The following is a 24959-nucleotide window of genomic DNA, read 5'->3' as shown; positions in this document are numbered from 1 at the left end:
CGGAAAAATTGGCGGAGAGATAGGGATTCGAACCCTAGGACCCCTTTTGGAGGTCACGCACTTTCCAGGCGCGCCCGTTCAACCGCTCCGGCATCTCTCCGATAATTTCAGCCACAATCTAAGTGTTGTTCGTCCCGACGAACACAACAGCAAATCGACAGACTAACATAAAACCGTTCGTTGGGGCATCTCTCCGACAATCCTAATTAATTCTTGCTAAATAACTTTTCCAACAGCGCCGCGAGCCGCTCATTGAGTTTGAAATGCTCGGTCTTCCAGGATGAGATCATGCTATTCTTGTGCTTCGGCCAGGCAGAGGCATAGGTCTCCAATCCGGTCAGCGGCCCTTTATGGTTGACCCATTCGGGGCTCTTCACGTAACGAAAGATCCCATCCGGATGGATGGCATTCGCTACGCTCTTATAGGTCCAATAAGTCCAGCTTATACCATGACGCTCAAGAACATCCAGCATATCTTCTGCCCACTTCAACTCGCCATAATGGCCCCCTCGCCAGTTTATTCCCACCTCACCTACGTAGAGAGGCACATTGATCTTATCGATCAGCATCCTATACGGCAGAGACATAAGGTCGAGGGCCTTTTTCGACCATGGTATATTATATATTTTTCCGGGATAGGTTAAGTCTTTTTCGAAGTTAAAGACGTAATCGGCGATCGGATAGGTATGGATGCTGAGCGCCGTATTCTTGTCTTCGGGCTTACCTATAAAATCAAGTCTCTGGCTGAATATATTGCCCTCAAGAAATATTATATGCCGCGAATCAACATCCCTTATCTCTTTCGTAACCCGGCAGTAAAGGTCCTTCAGCTCCTTCTCCCTGTCAATCTCTATAACCGGCTCATTCAGTATATCGTAACCCGCCACAGCGCTCACATCTTTATAGTGGCTCGCGAGAAAGTACCAAAGCTTCACAAATCTGTCTTTATTCAAATCGTTCGCGAATAGTTCGGGCTTTCCGACGCAATCCGAATGCCAGTCGGGATTCTGCGCGCCGGGAGCGGCATGCATATCTAATATGCAATACAGGCCGTTCCTCTGGCACCATCTGACCGCGTTATCGAGCTCCCGCAGGCCCTCTTCGTTCAAGCTGAACGGCCTGTCCTCGAACTCGATGAGCCGATAATTGAACGGGATCCGCACGCAATTCGCTCCCCATTCTTTGATCAGCTCAAAATCATACTCCCTGACAAATGATTTGCGAAAAGACCTTGTGAAATCTTCCAAGGCCTCCCTGCCGAGCGCCTTCTCGAATTCCTGCCTGAAGATTTTTTCCGGGAAGTTGCGGCCGCCGAGAATGTAGCCTTCCATCATCAGCCATCCGCCGAGGGCAACGCCTCTCAGCACGATGGGTTTACCCTTCTCATCGACTATATTCCTTCCGTCCACTTTCAGAAAAGGCAATTTATCAGGCATCTTTATATGTCCTCGGTAAACCGCTTATGCGCCATATGTTCAAGCGTATCCCTGTATGCCAGTAAAGCGGCGCAAACCTCGGGGTCAAACTGGGTCCCGGATTTTTTTTCAATCTCATCCATCGCTTTGCTGAAACTCATCTTCGGCCTATAGGGCCTGTCGGTGGTCATCGCGTCAAAAGCATCGGCCACGGAAACTATTCTCGCCAGGAGAGGGATCTCGTTGCCTTTTAATCCCCTCGGATAACCTGTACCGTCATAGCATTCCTGGTGGCTCAGGACCGCTTCCTTCACATCCGTCAGGAACTCAATGCCCTCGATTATCTTGGCGCCCCGCTCGGCATGCTTTTTGATCTCTTCGAAATCCTCATGAGTGAGGTTGACCTTCTTAAGAAGCGCATTCTCGATGTAAATCTTGCCTATATCATGCAAAACGCAGCTGTACCGCAGCTGGATCAAGTCATCATGGGGAAGATGCATATGTTTAGCTATCAGGAGAGCGTATTCCTGGACCCTGCTTACATGCTCTCTCGTATAGGGATCCCTCTCCTCTATGGCGTTCGTCAGGGCTACAACTGATTCGAGATGCGCTTTCTTCTCTCGCTTAAGTGACTGGCGCAGCTCATCTATCTTCTTCCTGATAGATACTCTCAATAGCTCAAATGCCGCAGCAAGGTGTCCTATCTCATCGTTTGTTTTTATATCGATCGGCTTGTCATAGCGTTCCTGTTCGAGATCGACTATCGCCTCATCCAGCTTCTTTATCGCGCCCACCAAAGTGGTGACAAGCTGATAACTTATAAAGGCCACCATTAGATATCCCACAACGCATATTATCACTATAATGACCAGCTCCTGATTCAGCATTTTTATATAAGCATCGATCCTGTAATTCACCTCTACCACGACCCGCTTATCCTCAAGCAGAAGAGGTGTGCCCGGCGCATATGCCGAGATCCATGTTCCGTCCTTATCTTCGTAAATACCCGTCGCCTGCGCTGTGCCTGATAAGAGAACATCCTTAATTTCCTGCCTCATCACATAAGCGGTGCCCGCCAAATAGACCGGCTCACTTGTCAGTGACGCCCAAAAACGATTTCTTGACGCCAGATATACAGTGATCGAACTGTCTATATTATTTAATTTCTTTATTCTTTGCAAAATCGCCGAATATTTATCATACATGGCCCTAGGGTTTATTTCCGGCTCTTTAGGCGGCGGTTCGGGCTTTTCATCGAGGGTCCGGGGCGAAAGCAGATCAAGTCCCTTAGGGCGGTTATATTCAGACGTAGCGGCTCGTTTGATATTTTCTGAATTCTTTACAATATAGTAAACGTCCTCAGCGGATATAAAGCTCGCTATGGAGGCTGCAATTCCGGTGAGAGAATCCCCCAGCATGCCTATGATGCGGTTCTTGCTAAATTGAAAAGAGAAATAGCCGAGAGTGAACGTCAGCAGGAACAGAGCGAAGAGCACTATGCTCAGTATCTTGAATTTAATGCTGTTTCTATTAATAAGCTTTGCCATTATCTAATAATAATATCATGGAATACGCCAGTGGGCCAATATAAATTAGAAAAATTATGGGCAGCTCATTATGAAACGATCGATATCATCGACATTCGCTTTGGCGCTATCTATCACGCATGCCAAGACATGGCCGCCTTTTGTTTTATCACGGCTTATGAAATGTAAATGATATCCAGGCATATTAACACCTTTCATATAATCCGGAATCCTGAAACCTACCAGGGTGCCTGCTATATCAGTAAACTCGAAAACGCTCTGATTTTTAACAACTTCGGACAGTGGAGAATAAGGCTTATTCTGCGCGGGAACGCTCCTGGTTTTAATATAACTGAATCTACCCTCAACCTTGATCGCATAAGGAATATTCCTGGTCGGCAGGCGGCTGTCTATAAACTTCTGCAACGAAAGGTAATCGGATTCCCTGGGAACAGAAAATTCTATATCAGCGCCAAAAAATTTAACCATGGAGAAAGGGGATCTTATATCACCTGAAGGGCGCCGGACCGTTCCATCCGATCTGACCTGATAGAATATCCCGTCTAATTCTATCGCTTCACCGTCGAGCCGGTCAAAGGTGCCGATGCCAAAATCACCGTGCCTGCGTATTTCATTCAAGGTCACTTTACCGTCGTAATCACCTTTCATGAGAGCATCCAAAACGGAGACCTGATACAGGGTATCCCTGTCTTTGATCTGCTGGCCGGATATGATCAGCCCGGCGATGACGAGGAGAACAATGGAGAGGCTTGTGAGTTTGGATAGTTTCATAGTTTCAATAGGATTGTTTGGCGGCGCCGTTGGGGGATTCGGCTACTTCGGCTCGCGGAGCTCGCCTGCGTAGCCAGCTCGGCCGCTGTCGCGCATAGCGCTTTTCCTCGCTATTCGCTCGGCGCGGCCTCGCTTCGAATCCCCAACTCGTTGCCATATAAAACTGACTAAGACTGACTAAATATGGCGGACGCGAGTGCAACCAATTCGAACCGCGTCTGAGCTCACTGCCCGCATAGTGATTCCTGTCAATACAACAGTAGCATTATACAAGATATTTGCCGTCAGGGCAAAACAATTGCATATATTAGGAATGACGTATGTAGCAATAGGTAGGTCTCTAAAAGTCGGCCAAGAAACGGCACGAAAAGCCTGTCATTACGAAAAATAACTCTTGTGCCCCATGGACAGGCTTGGGGATTGTCGTGTAAACCGTCCCAGTGATACCCAGAATATTCTTCTACTTTCACTTTTTTGCAGCGGCGGCTTCCTGCTTCAAAGACTTTATTTTTGCTCTTATCTGTTCGAACTGTTCGGGCGTTATGGTATTAAGGTCTTCCTGGAATGCATCCCAATATTCTTTTCTGTTTTTTTCAGCCACATCCTTCCACTCTTTTTCGGGTATAGTCAGAACGGGTTTCTTTTTATTGTTATCCATAGCCCTCGTAAAGGCGCCCATTCCATGCAAAGCTATCCAGCGCGAATCATAATTGATCGGAGTTTCTTTATCCCATTTAATTGCTTTTTGTACAATTATTTTTGTGTTATTTAAATTTTCAAACTGTATTACTTTAAGTAGATCCGGCACAGACATATTTAATTCCTCATAACCACCCGCAACGGTTTCATCGGTACATATCTTAATATCATATTGTGTTCGTATCCGCCCCGCGTATAACCAGAACAAAGCATCGTCGGTTTTGCCGACATCAAAAAGATACGCTGCCAAAGAAAAGAATACGGCCGGACAATATTTATCGGAATGCGATTCAATTACCATTGCCATCGCCGTCTTCTCTTTATCCGTACCGGTTCTCAATATATTTATTGCCTGGATGGAAGGTTTGGTGTCGATTGTAGCATAGACTCCTGCTGGCTCTACCGTATTATCTTCCGCGAAAGCAAATGAACACGTAATGGTTAAACAGAATAGCAATGCTAATGTCTTTTTGTCCATAATATTATTCCTGTATATACCTATTATCAAAACTGGCGGAGAGACTGGGATTCGAACCCAGGGACCCTGTAAAGGGTCACACGCTTTCGAGGCGTGCGCCTTCAACCACTCAGCCATCTCTCCAAAGGGTTTTCAGTCAAAACATTTCGTTCAGCTCATTCGGCCGCAGGGGGCCTTCGCAACTCTTTCTTTTCGGAACGCATCTTTTTATTCCTAAGCATCTTCTCTTTGGCCCTGCGAGAGCGTTTCCGCTTCTGACGCCTGATCTTCTCTATCTTCTTCTCGGCCGCGGCTTCCCGGCCCAGAATAAGCGATTCGATTTTATCGGTGAGAATCCTTCTGGCAAAGAACCGGTTTAGGGCCTGAGAACGCTCCTTCTGACATTTGACCTCGATGCCTGTGGGCCTGTGTTTGAGATAAACACACGCAGAGGTTTTATTTACCTTCTGTCCGCCTTTTCCACCCGCCCGTATAAAAAGTTCATCCAGGTCCGCTTCTCTTATCCCTAGCGTAACCATCCTTACCCTTAAGACTTCCTCCTTGTCTCTCTTTACACCGAATCCCATATTATTTTCCGCGTTTAGTCTTAAGGGAGGATAATTCCGCTACTTCTTCGATCCAAACACATCACCGAGCACGTCACTCACGGCACTGGCAGCCTTCGATGCCGTGCCCTGAACATTCTTAACGGCCTCAGTCGCCGCTTTTGCCGTATCGGTAACCTGCTGGGCATTCGCGAGAACACCGGAAACTGAACTGCTCAAACCATTAAGATCGAAATTCGTCAAGTTCGCTATCGATGTGTTCATAAGGGACCTCGCCACGATAAGGCTCACTAAAGTATAAGGATCGGTTATATCCCGATATTCTTCGTCTATATTAATATTATATTCTATTATACGCGGAACGCCGCCGGAGGAGTAATCCTTATATATGACCTTACCTGCCTTGAGGCGCAACTTATCTATTTGTATTTCCGGAGCCTTCCCGCCGGCCTGAACCTTGGGTGAACTGCCGGATTTCTGGGCTTTTACCACCCTAAGGGAGTTGAGATTTAATTCGCCCTTCTCGTTCTTAACTACGACGAACTCTTTCATATTTATACGCACTTCTTTTAAATATATCTTCCCTTTAAAGATAGCCGGAAGGTCATACTTAACATAAATCTCAGGCATATCGAGCATCATCTTATCTTTGAAACCCGCCGGATTTAATATACGCAGGTTCCTGATGTCCACAAGGGTGTTAAATATGCCGACCCTGAAAACCCCTATCTTCAGATTAAGGCCCGTTACTATCCGCGCCCCCGACTCGACCGCAAATTTTATGACCAGATCTTTGGCCATACCTAATATCAAAAGTATCGCTAAAATCCATACTACCGCAAATATCCATTTCTTCATATGGACACCTCCGCATATAGAGAAAAGCGGGACAGTCCCATTCAACACTTAGAAGACACGTTGGGACAGTCCCTGCCTTTCAAACTATCGCTATCTGGTGGCGGCGCTTTTTTGCGCGGCAGGCAGGGCCTGGAGCCTTATTACGGTATTACTTAATTCCGTCTTTACATTCTCCATCTCTCTATTCATGCTGTCGAGAGCCTGCTGCTTCACCTGCAATACACTGTTAAGCCTTATTATCTCCGCATCCTTCTGCACAATCGTATTGTTTAATACGATAACCTGTGCCTGGGCCTTTTTCAGCTTTACCCCATTTGCGCTCGAACTGATCACGAGAACGCTGATTAAAATTATGCATATGACTACTAATACGGGTACTATGTTTTTCTGCACGTCACTTCCTCCTTCCGTTATGTTTACTTAGTTTTCTTAGGGACAATCCCTTCCACTTTTCCTTCTATTTTCGGCTGTTCTGCTTTCGGTTGTGCCACATCCTCTTTTGCTTTAGCCGCCATCGCCTGCGCTTGCTGCTGGCTCTTCCTGAATTCCTCCTGCATGGCGCGCCACTTGTTTATCTGGTCCGCGGAGAGCTCTTTCTCTATGGCTCTGGTGCTCACTATATCCTGGTAAGTCGCGTCCGCCTGGATACGGGATATACTCTGAAGTTTTGCTTTTATTTTGCTCAGGTCCCCTTTCTCCGTGACCAACTTATTGAGGTCAGCGCTAAGGGCATCGACCTCTTTCTGCTTTGCCGTCATAAAGTCCTGGAACTTTGTAAGGATATCGCGAAGGTTCTTCTCCTGCTTATCTGTGATAGAGAGCTCTTTTTTGTATTTAAATATGGACTCGTCGCCTTTCTCTTCTGCTGAAGAAGAAGCGGCGCACGCTAAAGATAACCCCATTGCCAATATAATACCGTAATAGATTGATTTCATCTGTTTATTAATCATGTTTAGATTGTATCCTATAAATAGTTAGTTGTCAAACTTGAGCCAGAACTGCGATTTACTTAGTATCTTCGCCGGTGATTGTCTTCATAACCGCGTCGGCATGATTTAAAGCCGTGTTCGCGGTATCCTTGACGGCCTGAATGGCGGTCTTCGGCGCGGCGGCCGTATCGCTCACGGAAGTCTTTATTGTATTCGTCGTACCGTCCACGGCGGATTTTGCGGTATCGGTGACGGTGTTGACGGTCTTTGTTCCGAGATCTTTATCTTCGGACGCGGCCTTCGTGCTATCATCGGCCGCACATGCGATTCCAGCGCATATGCACAACGTTAATATCACTACTGCTATACGTCTATTCACACTATCCTCCTTTGGTTAATTTAGATTATACGTCTTTCCGGAGCGTAAAATATCCTGCCTCCGAGGTGATGAAGCAGTCTCGGCCCTTTCTTCTCAGGGTGCCATCTGTCTGTAAAAATACTCTTTTCGGCCTCGGCATAGACCACGTCGCCGACAACTATATTGTATTTATTAAGGAGATGCTTATCTCTGCGAAGCTTGCATTCAAGAATTCCTATGGCAGATCTAAGACGGGGTGATTTAACTTTCTTCGACGGTTCTTTATCGAGGCCATACTTCTCGAATTTATCGACTTTAGCTCCGGAGACGCTTCCGAGCCCGCGCACGATCTCGGCCATATCGCTCGAAGGTATATTGATTACGAAATCGCCGGTCTTGAGAATTGCCTTATATACGAAATGGTCCCTCCATATCTCGAGGGCCACTACCGGAGGATCGTCAGATATCGGCATGTTCCAGGCTATCGGAGTAAGGGCGGCCCTTTTACCCAATAGCGAACTCACCAGGACCACCGGCCCGGAACCTAACAGCCTGTACGCGATATCTAATGGAACGGTCTTTCTCATACCTGTAACATTATACAAAAAGCCGGCCCGGAAGGCAAAGTAATTACACTTCCAACTACCACCTCCACGCGGCTCCAGCGCAGATGGCCGATTCTCTTCCCGACACAAGGGCCTTCAAGAAAACCTCGCCTTCGCCGTTAAATATCTCGCGCGACAGTTCCAGGTCGATGCCCATGTCTTTATTCCCGACACCGCTCTTGAGCCTGAACGATATCGCGTCTCTGCCGGCGAGCCTTATATCCGCGCCGAAGATTATCGCTTTTGCGGGCTTATCTTCATACTCGATCTCAAAGACCAGGCCGACGTCTTTTTTCAGGTTCCATTTACCCGATAATTTAACGGTTCGCGTTGCCGGTTTCTTACGATCCGTCAGACCTATGCCCACTTCGTATTGGATGTAGTCTTTTTTAAAAAGGCCTGCGCTTGTTTTGAAATCGAATACGGAATCGGTATCTCCGCTTAATGCATAGGAGAGCCTGACCTTATCCTTTATGTCCCAATATCCTTTGAATATCACCGTGTGGGTTTGCCGTTTTTTTCGTGCAAGCTTCGCCTTCTCGTATCGATATACGATCTGATGATCTTTATTAGCCTCCCACATGCCGTCGAAGGTGAGGATATCGTATCTGCCGCCTTCCCTCTTTACATGAAAAGAGATCCTGTTATTCTCGTCGGCCTTCCATGATCCGGCGATATTCAAGATATATGTCGATCGCGTACCCTCTTTCGCGGCGGTCGTGACGGCGAATAAGAGAGAATTTTTATCTACATCTAAGATATCTCCCTGCAAGGTTACCTGATCGCCGAAAGTCTCTCTGGCTGACTTGTCCAATGTCAGGCGCAATTCATGGTCATCCGTGAGGGACCATTCGCCGGAGAGCTTGATCTGATTGGGTATATTATCGTCTTTCGAAAGGGGCGCTTTTACGTGGTAGGAGAGGCTATTATTTTCATCCGTCTTGAATTTGCCGTCCAGGACTTGCCGGAATTTCGGGAGATCGCTCTTCGCGCCGGTGCCGGCGAGGACGAGCCTGTTATACGGATCGAGCTCATATCGGACTTTTTGCATATTGCCTAATTAGCTTAGTTTATTTACCCGGCGCCTCCGCGAATGGTTCCGTCCAGAAAAACTCAGGTTTTTTCATTATCGGCTTATACTCGGCAGGAAAAGGCACCGGAAATGTAACCGTCTCGTACACCCCTGTGAGCAGCCTTGCCGCAGACATAAGAATGCCTCTTGTCAGGCCAACGGTTACGGCCCAGCCATTGCCGTGTGCATCACCTACAGCTTCCATCTGTTGTCCGATCTCCATATGGAAAGTCAGCATGTTACAAAAACCCCGCCTGAATTTTCTGAAAGCCGGGGTTTCGCAATATCCCGGAGCCGCATTAAAAATTATTACCACGAAAACCAATAGCGCCGCCACCGCCTTCTTCATCATTATCATTGCCTCCTTGCGTTTTTATTACACTATCTCATGATCGGATTTAAGAACATCCGCTATTTTCTCTAAAAGATCTGCGGGATCAAACGGTTTACTTATTACGCAGACCGCTCCGCTTTCTAATCCTGCCTCAACAGCCGATTCTCCGATCAACGCCGTTATAATAATAACCGGGATATCTTTCATTTTAGCATCTTTTTTAAGAAGCTTGCATATTTCAAGCCCGCCTATCCCCGGCAACAAAACATCTAACAAGATAAGATCCGGATTTTCCTCGGTAGCTTTTTTAAAACACCCTTCTTTGTTAAATGCCGTAATAACCGTATAACCATTGCTTTCTAATCGGATCCCAAGCATTTCCAGTATATCCGGTTCATCATCTACCACTAAAACCTTTTTAGCCATTTGCCCTCCAGCTCCATGTCCTATGATAATTTATAGCTTAAATGTCGTCTTGTCGATCTTCTGCTTGGAAAATGCCGCCTTAACCTTATCCACTGAGCCCTGCAGTGCGGTCAGGATCTTCGCCACCTCCTCGGGGGTCGATTCGTAACTGGAAGCCGCGAGATTCGTTATAAGCTCGATCTTCTGTATCGCGTTTACTACCCTCTTTGAAGCAAGCCTTTTAAACTTATCGCTTTTGCTTTCACCTGCCGCATTTTTTACTTCATTCTCATTTTCTGCCATACCTTCCCTCCTTTTTATTTTAACATTCTCTTGGGCTATCCTACTAAACTCTATCACATAACTACCAATCGTCAAGGATTTTGAGGTCGCAAATTGCGACTTCAAGATTTCATACTCCTCTTCGTTCAGCTGAAACATAAAGTCAGGGGGATTATTTCTCGAAATCCAGCAGGTAGAGGTAATATTTCTCGTCCGGGACCATGGAACTGGTGAACTCTTTGACTTTCGTCATATAGCCGGGCAGGACTTTTAAATCTTCATTTACCACTAGCAGGGACTTCTTATTCTGCAGGGCGGGCTCTTCACGAAGCTTTGCAGGATCATAATCTTTCCGGCAGGTGTCGTCCCATTGGACATATGTGGCGAATCTCCCCTCCCTTAAATAGTAAATCTTCTTATCTAGATATCCGGCTATAGGCGAGACGGCATAATCCAGGTCTCCGGCTATCAGCATGCTCTTGAGCCCGCTATCTTCGATGAACCGCGCCGCATCCTTAGATGCGGAAAACGGATAAGAGTAATCCTTAGCATATACCATGGCACCCTGATAAAAGTGTATGGCTAAAATTATTGTGACGAAGATGGTCCCTAATCTTTTGCGAATAGGCGTATCGGGGTAGAAGGCGGACAGCCAGAAACACGCTATCAATAGAATATAGAGATGGCCATGGTGCCATGAAAATCCGCCGTATTTTACATAAAAGAATGTTAAAAATACCGCCGTGCCGCAAATATACAGGAAGAGGATCTTCGGCTTGCTGCGGAAGAGCATGGAGATAAAGAGAAATAGCGCCGCGGATAGGCATAGATTAGGAAATAACGTCTCCGCCTGATATGCGCCGGAGTTCAGATCGAAGCACCAGTAATACGGCGAACAGAGGTATGCCCGGGAGAGGAGGCTAAAGATCCTTTCCATGCGGAGGCCGTCAAATTGCAAGTGCCAGTTAGCGGCGAAAGTGCTGTCGCCGGGCGGCATGATCTGCCATAAGGATGCGGCTATTCCGGCTAAAAATATTATTAGCATGACCGCTACCGCTAATTTATTGATATTTTTTCTGAAAGCACCGTCGGAAAGAAGCTCGAAGATAAGCATTGCCTGAAGAGATATGGCTATTAAGAGGCCCAAAACGCTCGTCTGGCACATTATGAACAGGACGCAGGAAATCAGAATATATTTCTTTGAACGGTCTTTATAAAATACGCAGAAGAGGAAGAGTAGAAGGATCCCCAGCGCATATCCCCTGCTTTTTATGGCGTATTCATAAAACGGGAAGAACCCGAAGGCGAAGAGGGCCTTCTGCAATTTAGTAAACGGCGAGAACCTGGCGAAGACCCATATGCCGGCGGATGCGATCAATATATGGAATACCTGCATCGCGAAAGGGTTATGAGTGAACCTCGTTATCGCGTAAAGTCCCAGGTACCAGAATATCGGGTGGCCCTCGTATCTGACAGTAGATACGAGGCCGGCGAGGGATGTGTTGTCTCTGGCGATCATCCATGCCTGTAATTCGTCGCGCCACATTTCATGATGGACGATGCCTATGAAGCCCAGTAAAAGGAAGACTAGCGAGAAGGCTAAGGGGAAGTTAATTCTATCGGGCCAGTTTATGGATCGCATTTATGCGGAAATAAGGCTTCGGAGAGACAGCCGGTATCTTTCATACAGCGAACCGGCATCATCGGATTCTATCCTCGATAATGAAATTAGCCAGCCAAGCGGCGCATCGCGGAATTTGGCCTCGAGCGCAAGCGCTATAGCCAGCGCAAACGAGTAGGGTCCATGGTCCTTCCCTATCAGGATTATCGGCAGAGAAGCCGACTTCGCGAAAGAGGCCAGCCCATCGTATTCGGCCGCAGGCCCTCTGATCAAAGCCAGCACCTCTCCCGCGCCTTTGGCCCGGGCCCGGCGGAGAAGCGCCTCCGCCTCTTTTACTTCATCGTTTCCGGCCTGCAGCTGATCGGGAGTTATATCAATTACTTCAATGGCAGGAGCCGCGGCGCTTATGAGCCCGCGCATTATCTTCGCGTTCGCTCCGTTACGCGCGAATAATATTATACGGCCGCCTTCCAATATATTGTGTTTGGCAAGGATATTCTTGAGCGTATTTCCGAGGTCCACTATAACCGCGTTTTCTAAAAGATCGTCGGCATAGAGGATAAGGCTCTGGCCCCGGCTTTCGTAACAGGCGGCTTTGCGGTCAAGATCCGCCACCGTAGCGCTAAATCCGTCCCGCGGAATATCCGCGCCATTCATCGGCGACCGCAGGGCCGCGCCTTCGAGGACCTCCGCCATGAATCCCAAAAGAACGAAATTGGCCTCTTCCCTGTTTATATTGCTCCGGATATTATCCTCCAACTCCCTAATGTAGCCCCACACTTCCGGCGCCCGGCTTACGGTGAGCCCTCTTATCGACATAAGCAGGCCGCGGCTATAATCGAAGAAGTCGCCCATTATGGCATGATGCCACATGGTATAGGTGCCCGTTTCACCGCTCTCCGATATCCTGTTGATTATCTTCCGGAAAATATCCATCCTCTTTCCATGCGCGCCGGGAACCAGGCTTCTATATCCCTCGTCATACTTCAGGTCAAAATCGGTATCTTGGGCGAGATCGTCGAGTGTCTCTTTTGAAACGGCCCGAAGCTCTTTTACCATCTTCGCGGCATCTTCTCTCCCTTTAACGAGCGCAGCCTTCGCATCGACATGTTCCCAGTTATAGCCGGTGAAATTTTTACTGAGCCAGTTGATATGGCTGGGGAGATCCTTATACTGCATCCTCGGACTGCTGTCGCGCGGCAAGATATAGCGCCAGCACAGATCCATCCTTTGCTCTGCGGAGAGACCGGGATCATTTATACGATGCCAGTCCCCGTACTCGTCGCCTGCGGCGATGCATATATCTCTTGCGCCGCAATTCGCCAGCCAGTTAAACAGCTCTTTATGAGCATCTGAGTCCCTTCCACGATCCTGATAAAATTGCGGGTATCCGACGAGAGGCCGGGGCAGGTCGTGTGTGGTAAGAAACGCCATTGTGTTCTCCGGGACAGGCGAATCCGGCCACCTCAGTACCATCATCGTTTTCAATCCCAGTGCCTGGATCCTATCTTTCACCCACATAGCGGCGCCGAGATTTTCCACTACGACAAATGCGTTCCTGATATCGAATTCGCGCTTTATCGCCAAGAGGAGCGCATCGCCGGGCTCATCACCGTTCTGAAGGAACCTGTACCTTTCCGACATCCAGTTATAAGCCATATGGCCGGCGTCTATCCTGCCGCCGGCAAACCCCAGCACGTCCATCTTATATCTGTGGAACTTGAGAAACGGCTCGTATCCGGACCTGCTAAGCTCCGTATAATTGTGCCTTACAAGGCAGTCCCATTGCTGCGTACCGGTGCTTGTATGCACGCCGGGGTTTTCAAGAACCCTGAAGTACCTCTGATTATCCCGTACGTCGACGCTGTCCCTGCCGCAATACCATGGATGGTCGTAAAATAAAGCAACACCACTATCTTCGCATCCGCGCCTTGCCTCAAACCAATGGCTGTATGCCCGGAATTGCATGAACTTATAAAGCTCTTTCAATTCTCCATACCGGGCACCGGACCTTATCCTATCGTCATCGTCCCACTCCATCCAGATAGTCTTTCTGCAACGCTCGCTGTCATAGATATCGTGAAGCGCGCGAAAGTCCGCGTAACTCTCGAGCCAGGACATATCGGGGCTTTTCTTGAAACGTTCAAACTCTTCGGCCAGGCGCCGGACAGGCCCCGACTTCCTGTCCTTCAAAAAAGTTCTATAGACCTTCTCCGCGGCCTTTCTCTCTATCGGCTCCAGTATTTCATATTTGACGAAATCCGCATTTGCCAGCTCAGGCTGCCGAAGAGCCAGGATATCTTCGTCAGCCGCCAGTTCAGGGAAGAACCTGGACGCTTCCACAAGCCAATCGATATAGAGCTCATTAATCGCATATCCGGAAACAAATGCGTAAGGCGAATGCTCCTTGTCTATCGTCGGATGGATGGGATTCAGCATGAAGGCGTTCACTCCCAATTCCGCCCTCTTCTTCTTCGCAAGCGCCGGCAGATTTAAAAGCTTGCCTATGCCCTGATCGGTCGCGACCGCAAACACCGGCACCTGATACGTAACGAGACGTTTGTGATAATACCACGTATGCGGATCTACCTTCCGCAAAGGGCTTGGAGTGGTCCGTGTCTCCCACGCGGGAAGGCCTTCCGCCGGAGCGGCATCAAAGTGTATGCCGTTCGCTATCGCGAGCTTTATCCTATCGGCGCGCGCGGCGTCGTCCCAGAAGAGACGCGTAAAGCGGCCGTGAGCGTTGGATTTAATTATCGGCTCGACTATCGCGAGGAGCCGTGCTTCCTCTTCCGTCAAAGCGCCGGAGAGAAGGCCGTTATCCCTCGCCGTGATGAGCTCGACGGATTTCGCGATAATATGATCCGTAAGCGATTCATTTGCCGGACTGACCGCCTTCGCGAGGAGAGAATATCCTGAGGGATCTTCTTCGGCCATTATTTGTATAACAGCCCTTACCTCTTCATAGACGACAGCCCTTATAAGGCCCGCGACGTCGTTCCTTAAGCTGTTGTCCGCAAGTATCCTGCCTTCGGGAGATAAGAGCAGGACCTGCGCGTCGTTTTGATGAAGCCGGAGATTGTCCTCTTCGCTACCGGCAAACCCGAGAGACCCCGTCCGGCTCATATACAAAAGCTTCGATTCCCAGCGGATCAGAAACGACTGTGTTCCCGGTGCGGGAGCTAAACCATATGAGACGCCTGAGAATAAAAAGAGGCATACAATAGCGACAAGTATAAACTTGTCAATTATTGTATGCCTCTTAAACCGTCTCATATTCGGCATATATCTGAAGATCCTCTGGGGCCCCTGAGACGGCCCCAGTTTGCCATTTTACTTCTTATTCATGGTCGACTCGATCTTATTTATTAGCTCCCCCGTAGAACATCCCTTATAAATGAATTCCTGGCTTGGCACAGACTGCTGTCTTAGCCTGAGTAGCGGCTCTAATTCCTTATGTGCGGTTATGAAAAGTATGGGTATATTGGCGAACGACAATTCGGATCTGATAAGAGATCGTACATTAAATCCATCCTCATGCTCTAGCATTATATCTAATAGTATAATGTCGGGTTTCGCCTGATAGGCCATCTTCAAACACATGCGGCCATTATCAGCAGTGGAGACTTCATAGCCTGCATACTCAAGCTTCTTTTTAGTAAGGAACATAAAATCAATATCATCGTCAACAATTAATATTTTTTTCTTTTCACTCATGGTCACGCACCATCCCTTAGTAATATTATACAGGATGTTTGCCATCAAGGCAAAACAATTACATATTCGTCACGGCATCAGACCATCTCTTCATATTCTTATTTTCCCGCAGTAAAATTGTTCCACAATGTATCTATGGCCTCGTCCGTGAACTTTTTACTGTCCCCGTTAGGGCTCAATTCGAATAAGACAGGCCCCGCGCCTACAGGCTTTACCACCAGGCTGCCGGTGGAAATGCGCACATACCTGTTGATCGCCAGGTGCTCCGGGATCTTCTCGCTGAACCTGAACTTATACGGCGGCTGATGGCTCTTCGGGTCGGTGAGATCGCCTGTGATAAGGCGGTCATGCGTATCGACGCTTAAGGCAGTTACGCTCTCTTTGGTCCTGGATTCATCGAGCCCGCGTTTTATCAGATGGACTTCGGTAGTGTAGCCGTTTTTTACCGGCGGGGCCATCTCCTCTCCGGAGACCGTCCCGCCTATCTCATAAACGCTCAAAACAGGCGACTGTTTATAATCACCCTTCTCTCCCGTTAACGCTATCTCGATAGACACGTCGTCTAAATTGCGCGAACGGCCCCGCGGGAAAAAGATATCGCATGACAGCGTGTCGGAAACCATGGAACGGGGATCGTAGGTTTCGACATTATCGGGAGGAAATACGAAGAACGTATAGTAGGCCTCTATCACTCCATCCAGCCCCGGATACTTATAAAGAGGAAACGTAAATTTACCTTCGGAGTCGGTCTTCACGATCCAGCCCGGCATGGTGCCGTAAAGAAGGCGGCACGACGATTTCACTTTATCCTTTAAGAGGTTTAACGCCTTAGGGTCTTCTTTATGTTCCCCAATGCCCGCCAAACGCGCGAGCCGCAGGGCCTCTTCGCAAAGAGACTGATCGACCTCTATCGAACCGACATATATGACGACGTTCCATCCTGCGAGGGGTTTGCCGGCCACTGGGCGGCCGGACGGAGAAACGAGCTCCATCTCGTGGACGATGCCTTTAAGTGCGGCCTTTCCGAACTCCCCGTAGATACGCAGGGAATGCGTCGTATCCGGCCCGGATTCCAGGGCGATCCAACGGTTTGCTTTATCGTTGAAGACCGCGACCGTCCCGGGCTGCGCGTCAAGCTCAAGCCCCGATATCCCCTTACCCGTTATCTCAAATCTGTAAGCCTGATCGGATCCGGGCCTGTTAAATTCCTCCAGCGGGATGATCGCTTCATAGGTAAATTCACCTGTCTTGGAAAGCGGCAGATCGACCCCGCCTAATTTAAGGCGCAGGGTCCCATCGTCCATTATCTGGCTAAAAGTGATCCTGACCGTCGCGGAGTCGGTCTTCCCGAGCTCCACTCCGTCCTTCACGCCTGAAGAGTCTTTTTCTAGGAGCGCCTCTTTGCCTTTTCGGGCTTCCGCCGCGGAGGGAGCTATCCAGCGCGATCTTACAAAATATGTGCCCTGTGAAAATACCTCTATCGACTCCGCTATCGGAGGCGGGACAATCTGCCGTATCACGATCGAATGGTTAGCATCCGCCCCGGGCTCATAATCCTTCCAGGGATAGGGCGGCACGTAACCGGAGAGCCTCGCCGGTGTTTCCGGATTCGAGTCCAATTCATAGCCTTGCGCGGAGAGGCCGGCGCGCGGAAAATGGTTATGGATATCTTTGGCGGATATTTTTATGGGAAATGTCTTCTCCGGCTCCTTGGATTCGAAATTATAAGTGAACTCGCCCTCCCACGTCCTCGGCCCGGTCATGGCCCCTGGCACCTCGATATCGCCGACAAGGACCTTAACGCTCGCCGGATCGATATGCTCTTCGATGTCCTCAGTCGGACCGAACGTAACGCGGACAAGCGCTTTCTTGCCGCTATCTATCGGAGAGGCTTTTTTACGCAGGCTCCTTGCGGATACTCTCTTGTAAACCGCCGGATTGATCACGCCCGCGAGCTGTTCGCGGATATCGTCATACATCTCCTCATACCAGCCATGATAGCGGCCTTCCCCGCTCTGGGTAACGGTAACGTCCGCAACATAAGGCGGCTGATTGACGATATCGTAAAATAGCTCCAGTATGCCGGCATTATATTCGACAGCTTGATCTAAAAGTTCCCTGGCGAGATCCAGATATTTCTTACGTCCCCCCGGTTTACTGTCGTCTATCGCCGGGATAATGGCCACATCCTTGGCGCCGGAAAGCGTCTGTGTCTTAAGCCCCAGCGGAAGCACGTAACGCGCGGGACTGCCCGTCCTCTTAGCGGCCCTCGCCATCTCGTTAAAATAATCGTCGAGAGAACTGAGCTTCTTAACCTCTTTCCCGGAAAAATCCACATCGTCGATGTAATTCTCGACCAGCGCTTCGAAGCCGTAATAGACTTTCCCTCCCTCCTCGCGGCGGTAGCTCGAGCCCGGATGGGGATAGCCAAAGACGTAGTCCGGCTGCGCCATATCCGCCGCCAGATGCGAAACATAGCCCAGCCTGCGATAGGCCTGGCCGCGCGAGCTCGTCGTATAGTCGTAAACGCGAAGCGCGCCTTCCCAGTTCATCATATCGGCGGCGCCGGCGCTATTCCTGGCCCACTCGAGCGCATCGTCGTAATAACCGCTCTTGGGCGGCGTGATCTCCATATCATCGATCCACCTGCCCTGCGACTGCCAGATAAGGTTCTTTATGACATCGAAATGGGCCCATAATTGATAATAATCGAAATACTTGAGGCCTTTTTGGGAGGTGTTTGCGTAGGGGTCGTAGTAATGACGGAAGGAACGGTTATTGCCGTCGACATTGCCGAAATCGCCTGCCTCGGCTCCCGCCATTATCTGGCTGGCGTAACCTCTGTCGTAAAGCTCTTTATAGATATTGAGGGAGTCTGTTCTCTGGACAAGCTCTGAGGCCAACCGCGCGCTCTTGCCGTGGGTCTTGGCTTCGTAGGCGCAGGCGGAAAAACATAGGAGAAATATGGAAATGGTTAAAAAGGCTGTCCTGAGCGGCGTCTTTCGGCTCATATATTGCCCGCCGTCTTTTTGGTTCCGAGAACACCGCTTCTTATCTTCATCTTAGTTAAATGACTCCGAAAGAACCGATACCTAATGATATGGCATCAATTATTCGCATAATCACCTTTCTTTGGCCAGAATATTGCCATGTCTATGTATCATATTATATCAAAAAACAACCCAAAGAGTAGTGGAATTAAGGGAGTTCTGACGGTGGTGCCATAAGCTGTCGGATCGCATCAAAAATGGCCGTTATGTGCTTATCATATTCCGAAAGCCTCAGATCATGATTTTTATACTTAAGTTCAAGAGCTGCAATTTTATCGGCGAGGTCCTTATGTGTCAGCAAAATCTCCCTCAATCGCACAAACGCCCGCATAATAGCTATATTCACCTCGATAGCACGTTCGCTATTGAGTATGCCTGAAAGCATCGCGATGCCCTGCTCCGTAAATACATATGGCAAATATCTGCGTCCACCATAACTTGAGGTTGCAAATTGCAACCTCAAGTTTTCTTCCTTAGTCACTTGAAACATGAAATCCCTGGGAAAACGTTTTATGTTTCTCTTAACTTGTAAATTCAGGTTTTTTGTTTCTACGCCATAGAGATTTGCTAAATCACTGGACAGCATTACATTTCGCCCTCTGATGAGATATATCTTCTTCTCAATAACCTCCCGAGGTATTAGATTCTTCATATTTGCCTCCTTTTTTATATATAGTCGTTTCATCCCCTACATATAAAGACGCTAAAAGTGCCAAAATTGTTGCAAACTATTTTAAAATAATTCCAATAAAAAAACCCGCGCTTTAGCACGGGTTGCGGTTTCTCTCATCATCCTATATGTTATGCAAATGTAACAAAAAAACTAAATTACATAAATTGTCGTCCGATGATTAAAGACCGGAGATTATGCGGCTTCCGCAAACTTATGCGCTAGTTCTTGAAGGAGCGGGAGTTTCTCAATTTCTACGCCGCAAGCAGTGCCGATAGCGTCTATTATTCTTTTGACCATATCAGGCGTCAAATCATACATCGTGATATTGCGTCCTTCAAATGCCGGATCTTCGCTATCTTTTATCCTGAAATAATAAAATCTTGGCGCGGAGATCTTTGCGTCTGCCGCCGCTTTTCTTATACCATCAATTGTGTCGGCCTGGAGGATCTTTTTATCCTCAGTCTTGCCCTCATTCAATTTGTCTATCAAAGCCTTTGCCTTATAATTATCAGCCTTGACTATTACCGCTACCTTTATATCTTTCTCCGCAAGTTTCGGAAGACATCTTACCAGATTATTATCGAACGCGACTTTTTCCGAAAATACAAATATCGGTTTATTATGGTCTATAACCGTTTCTAATCCAAGTATAGGAGACAGCGCCGAAAGGAATTGGCCGGCATCCAACCGCGACGCCTCCCACTCTTTTTCAAACGCGATCGGCGGCGGCATAGCCTTATCGGTTTTTTCTACAACGATCATCATATTGCTGGGCGGCAAGGGGGCTTCCTTGCCATCGAGCGTCATCAGCCGGGCGATTCCTTTCAGGTTATCGACATAGCCCTGCTGAATATAGGTTCGTTCATCTTCCGGCATTTCGACTTCGCGCATGTCTATATTCTCTTCGCGGGCAAGTTCCTGAATAAGTTTAATATAACCGCTTCGCGTTAAGACACCATACTGTTCCCTTACCTCATATGGCAGGCTGTCAGGGCTAAATTGCGGCCGATAGCACCAGGTAAGCGTAAAGAGAAATTCCATCACGTCCTTGCGTTTCATGCGAATGCGATAAATCTCGCCTGATGTATCCTCGTCGATTACCTCATACGCGCGGGAGAGGTCCCTGCCGGCAAAGTTCCTTACATAATAGTCAAAGACCTCTTTATTGTTCCTGCCTTTTAACTCCAAGATCTGCGTCTCTTCGCCATCTTCGGGAATAAGCCCGTCGCGGATTAAAAGCCGGCCGCCGGGCGCGAGAGAGCGCAGCGCGGCACGCAACACATCTTTTACCGTCTCAATATTAAAACTGCGGCCGTCTTTACCGGCGTAACTGAAAATCTCATGCAGCACGGCGGAAAAAATGATAGTATTCGAGGACTTAATTCCGGCATTCTCCAAAATATCCGTCAAATCGCGGGCATCCCCTTTTAAAGCCATGGCGGAGAGACTCTTTAGTTTTATTCTTCTTCGCAGGGCGTTAATCGCTTCCTGCGATTTTTCCACCGCGACGATATTCTCAAGGCCTTTCTCTTCTTTCATCATCTCGGCGATCTCCAGGGTTACCCCGTCCGCCGGTCCGATATCCACCCAAACTGGGCCTTTTCCGTAACGCAATAAGCGCGTCTTGTCATTTTTGGATAAGGCCATAGTATTAAGATATGAGGCTTCATTGCTTACACGGTCAAATTCATCTTTACGGATACCATAGGCGTCCAGGAGCAACTTTAAGACCTGGTGGAATTTCACCGAATCGCTCTTTTCGTATTTATGCACCAGGTGGAGGAGGTGTTCCGCCTCTTCGCTGAAATGGAAATCGAAAGAGATGGACTTCGTACCGTTAACCGCCATGCTCACGGCACCCAATAACGGCTGGGCTCGCGACTGATCATCGGCGTCTAGATCTAAGCGGCCGGCAACCTCCGGTTTTAGGATGATATCGTCGAGATCAAGGTCGCGCACTAATGTTTCAACCATCCGGATGCGGTAAGAATCAAAATCGTGCCGGTCGGATGAAAGCATGCGCATAAGATTAAAGAAATTAACATGAAATGGCCGGGTCAAATCCGCGCCTTTACGCTTTGCCAGGACAATGGAAAGCATTACGATCTTCAGCATCGCCTCCGGGGTCAGTCCAAAGGTTGCGCTCTCCACATACCAACCCTGAAAATGCTGTAGATCCCGCGTCAAAACTTTAACTGCCTCGGGGCTCATCGAATCGATAAATTCATTTAATTCCGATTCATTCTCGCCCAGATCGCGCCTCTCCTGGCGGAACCGGCCTAGGCGATCCTTCAAATAATTGCGCTGGTCATAGGTCGTCCTAAAGTCATTCCAGCGGTCGGACAATATATTCCGCCAGTTAACCGGTAAATTGCCGGCAGAAGGTGTGATCACCTTCCGGAAATCAGCGAAGAATTCCCGGAACTTCTCGTTTAGCCGCGTGGTCATCAGGCCTTCGCGCAAACTCGCCGCATCAATGAAATTGAAAAGATATATTATATCTGTTATCCCATCGGAGCATGCCTGAGCGTCTCTATTTTCAAACCCAAGCGCAGTTTGAAGTTCTGAAAAGTTGTCGCGTATCCATCGGGTGAAATCCTCAAACACATCGTAAGAAAGCTCCCCCCTTATTTGCTGTCCGGCAAAACCGCGGGTCTCAATAATACGATAGAAGAATTCATTTAAAATTTCATTGTGTGGGTGCTTGTTAAACAGATCGATATTTTCAAACAGCCCCTTTCTCCGGCTTGCCCGAGAAGACAAGTTACGCAAAATTATCGCCGAGGCCTTATTCGAAATACGGAAATCGATTCCGGGAAGCTTTTCCCACTCTTTCTTTAATTCCGGCAGCTGCGCCTTAGCCACATCATGATAAAGAAATGCGCAGCGGATATAAGGAAGAATATCGGTATCTTTTAGGGCGCTGACGATCCGGCATAGGCGCGTGAATTCTGCCTCCTGGACCCCGAGTCCCTTTTGAAATAGTTCAAAATCCTCATTCTCTAAACCAAGTAATTTCCTGCCAAACCCGCGCTTAAGGATATGATTGGTAAACGTCAGATTTCTTTCCGGCGCGAGTGGGGCCGGCGCGGCGTCAAAATTCATCTCCTCCGGGCGCAGCAGGAGATAGCCGTAGATCTCGGGGAATCTTAACTTTAATTCATTCTCTTCCGGGGTGGCTTGCGGATTCAATAGCGGCCGGAATAGCCTGATCATTGCGTCTGTATCCGTATAAATATTCGACTCTATCTTATCCTTCTCTTTTACCGCCCAGGTCTTCACCGCTCCCGATCTTGGCTTGATAATATAAGCCTGAAGCGTGTGATGATACGGCTCTTCGTCTTCCGCGCAATTCGGACTATATTCCAATCCTCCCTCATTAACCAGCCATTGTCGCCACTCATCGGTGATACCGCTGATTTTAAGAGGCACCCTGAGCGGCTCGCCGAATTTCTCCACCGTAAGGTTATCGCCGAACTCCCGGGTATATTCCTGAAATTGTTTTTGCGCCATTGAACTTACATTCATAACGATACAGGCATTTGGATTTTTGGGATTGAGTTTATAGATCCCTTTCTCCAGCACTTCCCTGATCAGGCCGGTGCCGCGGTAAGGATCGACGTGCCGGCCTTGTATAAATGGCGGGGTGGGAATATACGGCGGATTGACAACGACCAGATCCGCTTTTGCCTCCCTTATCGTGCCTAAACCTTTGCCTAAATAGGTCCGCAGGCGCAAGCCTTTATTCATGAAGGGCATGATAACCCGCTTGGCTGCCTCTAGGGCGTACATGCTGATGTCTGTAATGATAATTTCTTTTAAGTTGGGAATCCGGGAGGCAAGCAATACAGACAGATGCCCTCCGCCTGTACCTATTTCGATTGCGCGGCTGATACCTCCGAAATCCAGAAGTCCGGAATCTTCAATGCATTTGTGCAGATAGACAGTATCGATATTTGTCGTCCAGACATCTCTGTCAACCTCTTTGTCCCAGGAGGTAATGATATTACGATACCGCGTATAGCGCTTACCTTGAGGCCAGACACGGTAAATACTGGCCTTCGCCTCGCCGGTAAGGTGCTTATTCATGTATCTTTCCGGAGAAATAAGATAAGAGCTAGGTAAGCGGCAGATCTTTCTTAATTTAAGCCGGCCATAATCAATACTGCCGTCATACCTCATCACCCCGTCGTCATCTTCCACTTCATAATATGTTAATTCTCTAAGGTCATCGCTTACATCGATAAATAGGGTTAACTTATCCGGCCGCCGGGCAGGAAGCACAAGCTGCAGCTCCTTTGCCTTCTTAAGATAAACCGGGACTCGCCTATTTTCTTTTTGTAACTTCTCATTGATCTGTAAACCGGCCAGGATCTCCTTCCAGTTATGCCATCCATTTATCATTAAATCAGCGCCTTCTTTCTCCATAGCCGCGCTGTTCAAATCCTTTTCCTCTCCTTCGCCCTGTGGCAGGCCAAAGGCTATACCCCCGCGCTTCTTCACGGATCGGATGCCGCCGACCCAGTCATTAAAGTGCGCGAGGCGGTAACCCTGAAATTTATATGTTAAGCTTTCGATAGCGGCCTCACGGAATCGTGAATCATTTTTAGCACGAGGAGCGGAAAGCGCGACATCATCCCTGGAGACCACCATCTCTGCAGGAATGAATTTGAGAAACCCGCGTTCTCTGAGTTGATCCATTACAACATCTCTCTTAGATCCGCTAATAATGACCATAGGCACGCCTTTTTTATATAACGCCTCCATAAATTCCAACGCTCCGGGCATAACCTCAGGCGTCTTTATCCTCGCGCAGTGTTTCTGGGCCCATTTCAGATATTCTCGCGCCTTGGCCTCCGAAACACCGGTGGCCTGGGAAAGTAATTGTATGAACTCATATCTTAGGCGCTTAAGCGGAAGGTTCTCCAGCCATATGAGCGCTTCTTCCTGGCTTACATCTTTTATTTTTGCATAGGCTAAGGCGTGAGCTTCTTTCCAGCTCGGCTTAAGGAGGGTTCCATGCAGATCAAAAACTACAAGGAGGGGTTTAGTAATATCGATAGCCTGCGGCACGGGCTTCGCTTCCGTAACCGGCGGAATTCTATTAATGGCATTTACATGGGTGGCAAAAGTAAGGTTCGCGAATTCACCGGCTAAGGTCGATCTCGCCCTTATCTCGTGAAAGAGCCTTGCGATTATCTCTCTTCTTCCTTCTTTTGAATCCTTCTCGCTTTCTAATGCAAATGCTGTAACGGAAGTGCCGGCATGCCCCCACACTTTCTTTCCTTCAAATACCGGCAGCTCATCTTCACTCTTCACGAATATGACCTGAACCTGTCCTCCCGTGGAAGCTAGTGTTGCCTTTAGCCTTGACAGCATGTTATTAGCGCCGCAATCAACAATGCGCTCCATAAACTCTTTCTTGAGATCTTCTAGAGAGGAAGCATCGAATAGATCCTTTGCATTCTTAGCGTGCCGTTCTATGACCTCATCCATGTCTTCCCGGTGTAGAACACGTTCTTCTTCCATCATCTGGCGCATTGCGCTATATACTTGAGGATTACCTGCAAGGGGGGCAAGTGTAGAACTTTTCGAAGAGT

20 protein-coding genes and 2 tRNA genes are annotated in these 24959 nt (G+C 48.3%); all 22 read right to left on the bottom strand.

From position 1 onward, the window contains the following. Nucleotides 1-9: 9 nt before the first annotated feature. Nucleotides 10-100: transfer RNA gene (locus NTY76_00445), tRNA-Ser, on the bottom strand. A gap of 106 nt (nt 101-206) precedes the next feature. After that, nucleotides 207-1436, bottom strand: a complete 1230-nt coding sequence (locus NTY76_00440) for a glycoside hydrolase family 5 protein (protein ID MCX5677566.1) — start codon at nt 1434-1436, stop codon at nt 207-209. A 2-nt stretch (nt 1437-1438) separates the two neighbouring features. Beyond that, nucleotides 1439-2962: an HD-GYP domain-containing protein gene (locus NTY76_00435; GenBank protein MCX5677565.1), complete on the bottom strand. Its 1524-nt coding sequence runs from the start codon at nt 2960-2962 to the stop codon at nt 1439-1441. 54 nt (nt 2963-3016) lie between these two features. After that, complete coding sequence (gene budA / locus NTY76_00430; protein ID MCX5677564.1) at nt 3017-3733, bottom strand: acetolactate decarboxylase; 717 nt, start codon at nt 3731-3733, stop codon at nt 3017-3019. Nucleotides 3734-4199: 466 nt separating this feature from the next. After that, nucleotides 4200-4910, bottom strand: coding sequence for a hypothetical protein (locus NTY76_00425; GenBank protein ID MCX5677563.1), 711 nt, complete (start codon nt 4908-4910; stop codon nt 4200-4202). 33 nt (nt 4911-4943) lie between these two features. After that, a tRNA-Ser gene (locus NTY76_00420) sits at nt 4944-5033 on the bottom strand. 32 nt (nt 5034-5065) lie between these two features. After that, a complete protein-coding gene (locus NTY76_00415) occupies nt 5066-5476 on the bottom strand; it encodes a peptide chain release factor-like protein (protein ID MCX5677562.1) in 411 nt (136 codons plus the stop codon). Between the two features lie 39 nt (nt 5477-5515). Continuing rightward, nucleotides 5516-6313, bottom strand: a complete 798-nt coding sequence (locus NTY76_00410) for a hypothetical protein (protein MCX5677561.1) — start codon at nt 6311-6313, stop codon at nt 5516-5518. 90 nt (nt 6314-6403) lie between these two features. After that, on the bottom strand, nt 6404-6706 hold the full coding sequence (locus NTY76_00405; GenBank protein ID MCX5677560.1) for a hypothetical protein: 303 nt from the start codon (nt 6704-6706) through the stop codon (nt 6404-6406). Nucleotides 6707-6729: 23 nt separating this feature from the next. Continuing rightward, nucleotides 6730-7263 carry a hypothetical protein gene (locus tag NTY76_00400; protein ID MCX5677559.1) on the bottom strand — a complete coding sequence of 178 codons (534 nt, stop codon included), beginning with the start codon at nt 7261-7263 and terminating at the stop codon, nt 6730-6732. A 55-nt stretch (nt 7264-7318) separates the two neighbouring features. Next, complete coding sequence (locus NTY76_00395; GenBank protein MCX5677558.1) at nt 7319-7621, bottom strand: hypothetical protein; 303 nt, start codon at nt 7619-7621, stop codon at nt 7319-7321. 20 nt (nt 7622-7641) lie between these two features. Next, nucleotides 7642-8187, bottom strand: a complete 546-nt coding sequence (locus NTY76_00390) for a flavin reductase family protein (GenBank protein ID MCX5677557.1) — start codon at nt 8185-8187, stop codon at nt 7642-7644. A 55-nt stretch (nt 8188-8242) separates the two neighbouring features. Continuing rightward, nucleotides 8243-9256, bottom strand: a complete 1014-nt coding sequence (locus tag NTY76_00385) for a hypothetical protein (GenBank protein MCX5677556.1) — start codon at nt 9254-9256, stop codon at nt 8243-8245. 19 nt (nt 9257-9275) lie between these two features. Next, nucleotides 9276-9629, bottom strand: a complete 354-nt coding sequence (locus NTY76_00380; protein ID MCX5677555.1) for an exosortase system-associated protein, TIGR04073 family — start codon at nt 9627-9629, stop codon at nt 9276-9278. Nucleotides 9630-9653: 24 nt separating this feature from the next. Next, nucleotides 9654-10037, bottom strand: a complete 384-nt coding sequence (locus tag NTY76_00375) for a response regulator (protein MCX5677554.1) — start codon at nt 10035-10037, stop codon at nt 9654-9656. 30 nt (nt 10038-10067) lie between these two features. Then, nucleotides 10068-10319, bottom strand: coding sequence for a hypothetical protein (locus tag NTY76_00370; protein MCX5677553.1), 252 nt, complete (start codon nt 10317-10319; stop codon nt 10068-10070). A gap of 151 nt (nt 10320-10470) precedes the next feature. After that, nucleotides 10471-11940, bottom strand: coding sequence for a hypothetical protein (locus NTY76_00365; GenBank protein MCX5677552.1), 1470 nt, complete (start codon nt 11938-11940; stop codon nt 10471-10473). Continuing rightward, nucleotides 11941-15204 carry a 4-alpha-glucanotransferase gene (locus NTY76_00360; GenBank protein ID MCX5677551.1) on the bottom strand — a complete coding sequence of 1088 codons (3264 nt, stop codon included), beginning with the start codon at nt 15202-15204 and terminating at the stop codon, nt 11941-11943. It abuts the gene before it with no gap. 48 nt (nt 15205-15252) lie between these two features. Next, on the bottom strand, nt 15253-15636 hold the full coding sequence (locus NTY76_00355) for a response regulator (GenBank protein ID MCX5677550.1): 384 nt from the start codon (nt 15634-15636) through the stop codon (nt 15253-15255). 98 nt (nt 15637-15734) lie between these two features. After that, on the bottom strand, nt 15735-18647 hold the full coding sequence (locus tag NTY76_00350) for a hypothetical protein (protein MCX5677549.1): 2913 nt from the start codon (nt 18645-18647) through the stop codon (nt 15735-15737). A 187-nt stretch (nt 18648-18834) separates the two neighbouring features. Beyond that, a complete protein-coding gene (locus tag NTY76_00345; protein ID MCX5677548.1) occupies nt 18835-19338 on the bottom strand; it encodes an ORF6N domain-containing protein in 504 nt (167 codons plus the stop codon). A gap of 213 nt (nt 19339-19551) precedes the next feature. After that, nucleotides 19552-24900: a methyltransferase gene (locus NTY76_00340; GenBank protein MCX5677547.1), complete on the bottom strand. Its 5349-nt coding sequence runs from the start codon at nt 24898-24900 to the stop codon at nt 19552-19554. Between the last annotated feature and the right edge of the window lie 59 nt (nt 24901-24959).

The sequence above is a fragment of the Candidatus Omnitrophota bacterium genome, from assembly GCA_026387175.1.
GTDB lineage: Bacteria > Omnitrophota > Gorgyraeia > 2-01-FULL-45-10 > 2-01-FULL-45-10 > CAIMPC01.
The sequence above is the reverse complement of the archived record's forward strand: the minus strand, read 5'-3'. Positions and strand labels throughout refer to the sequence as shown.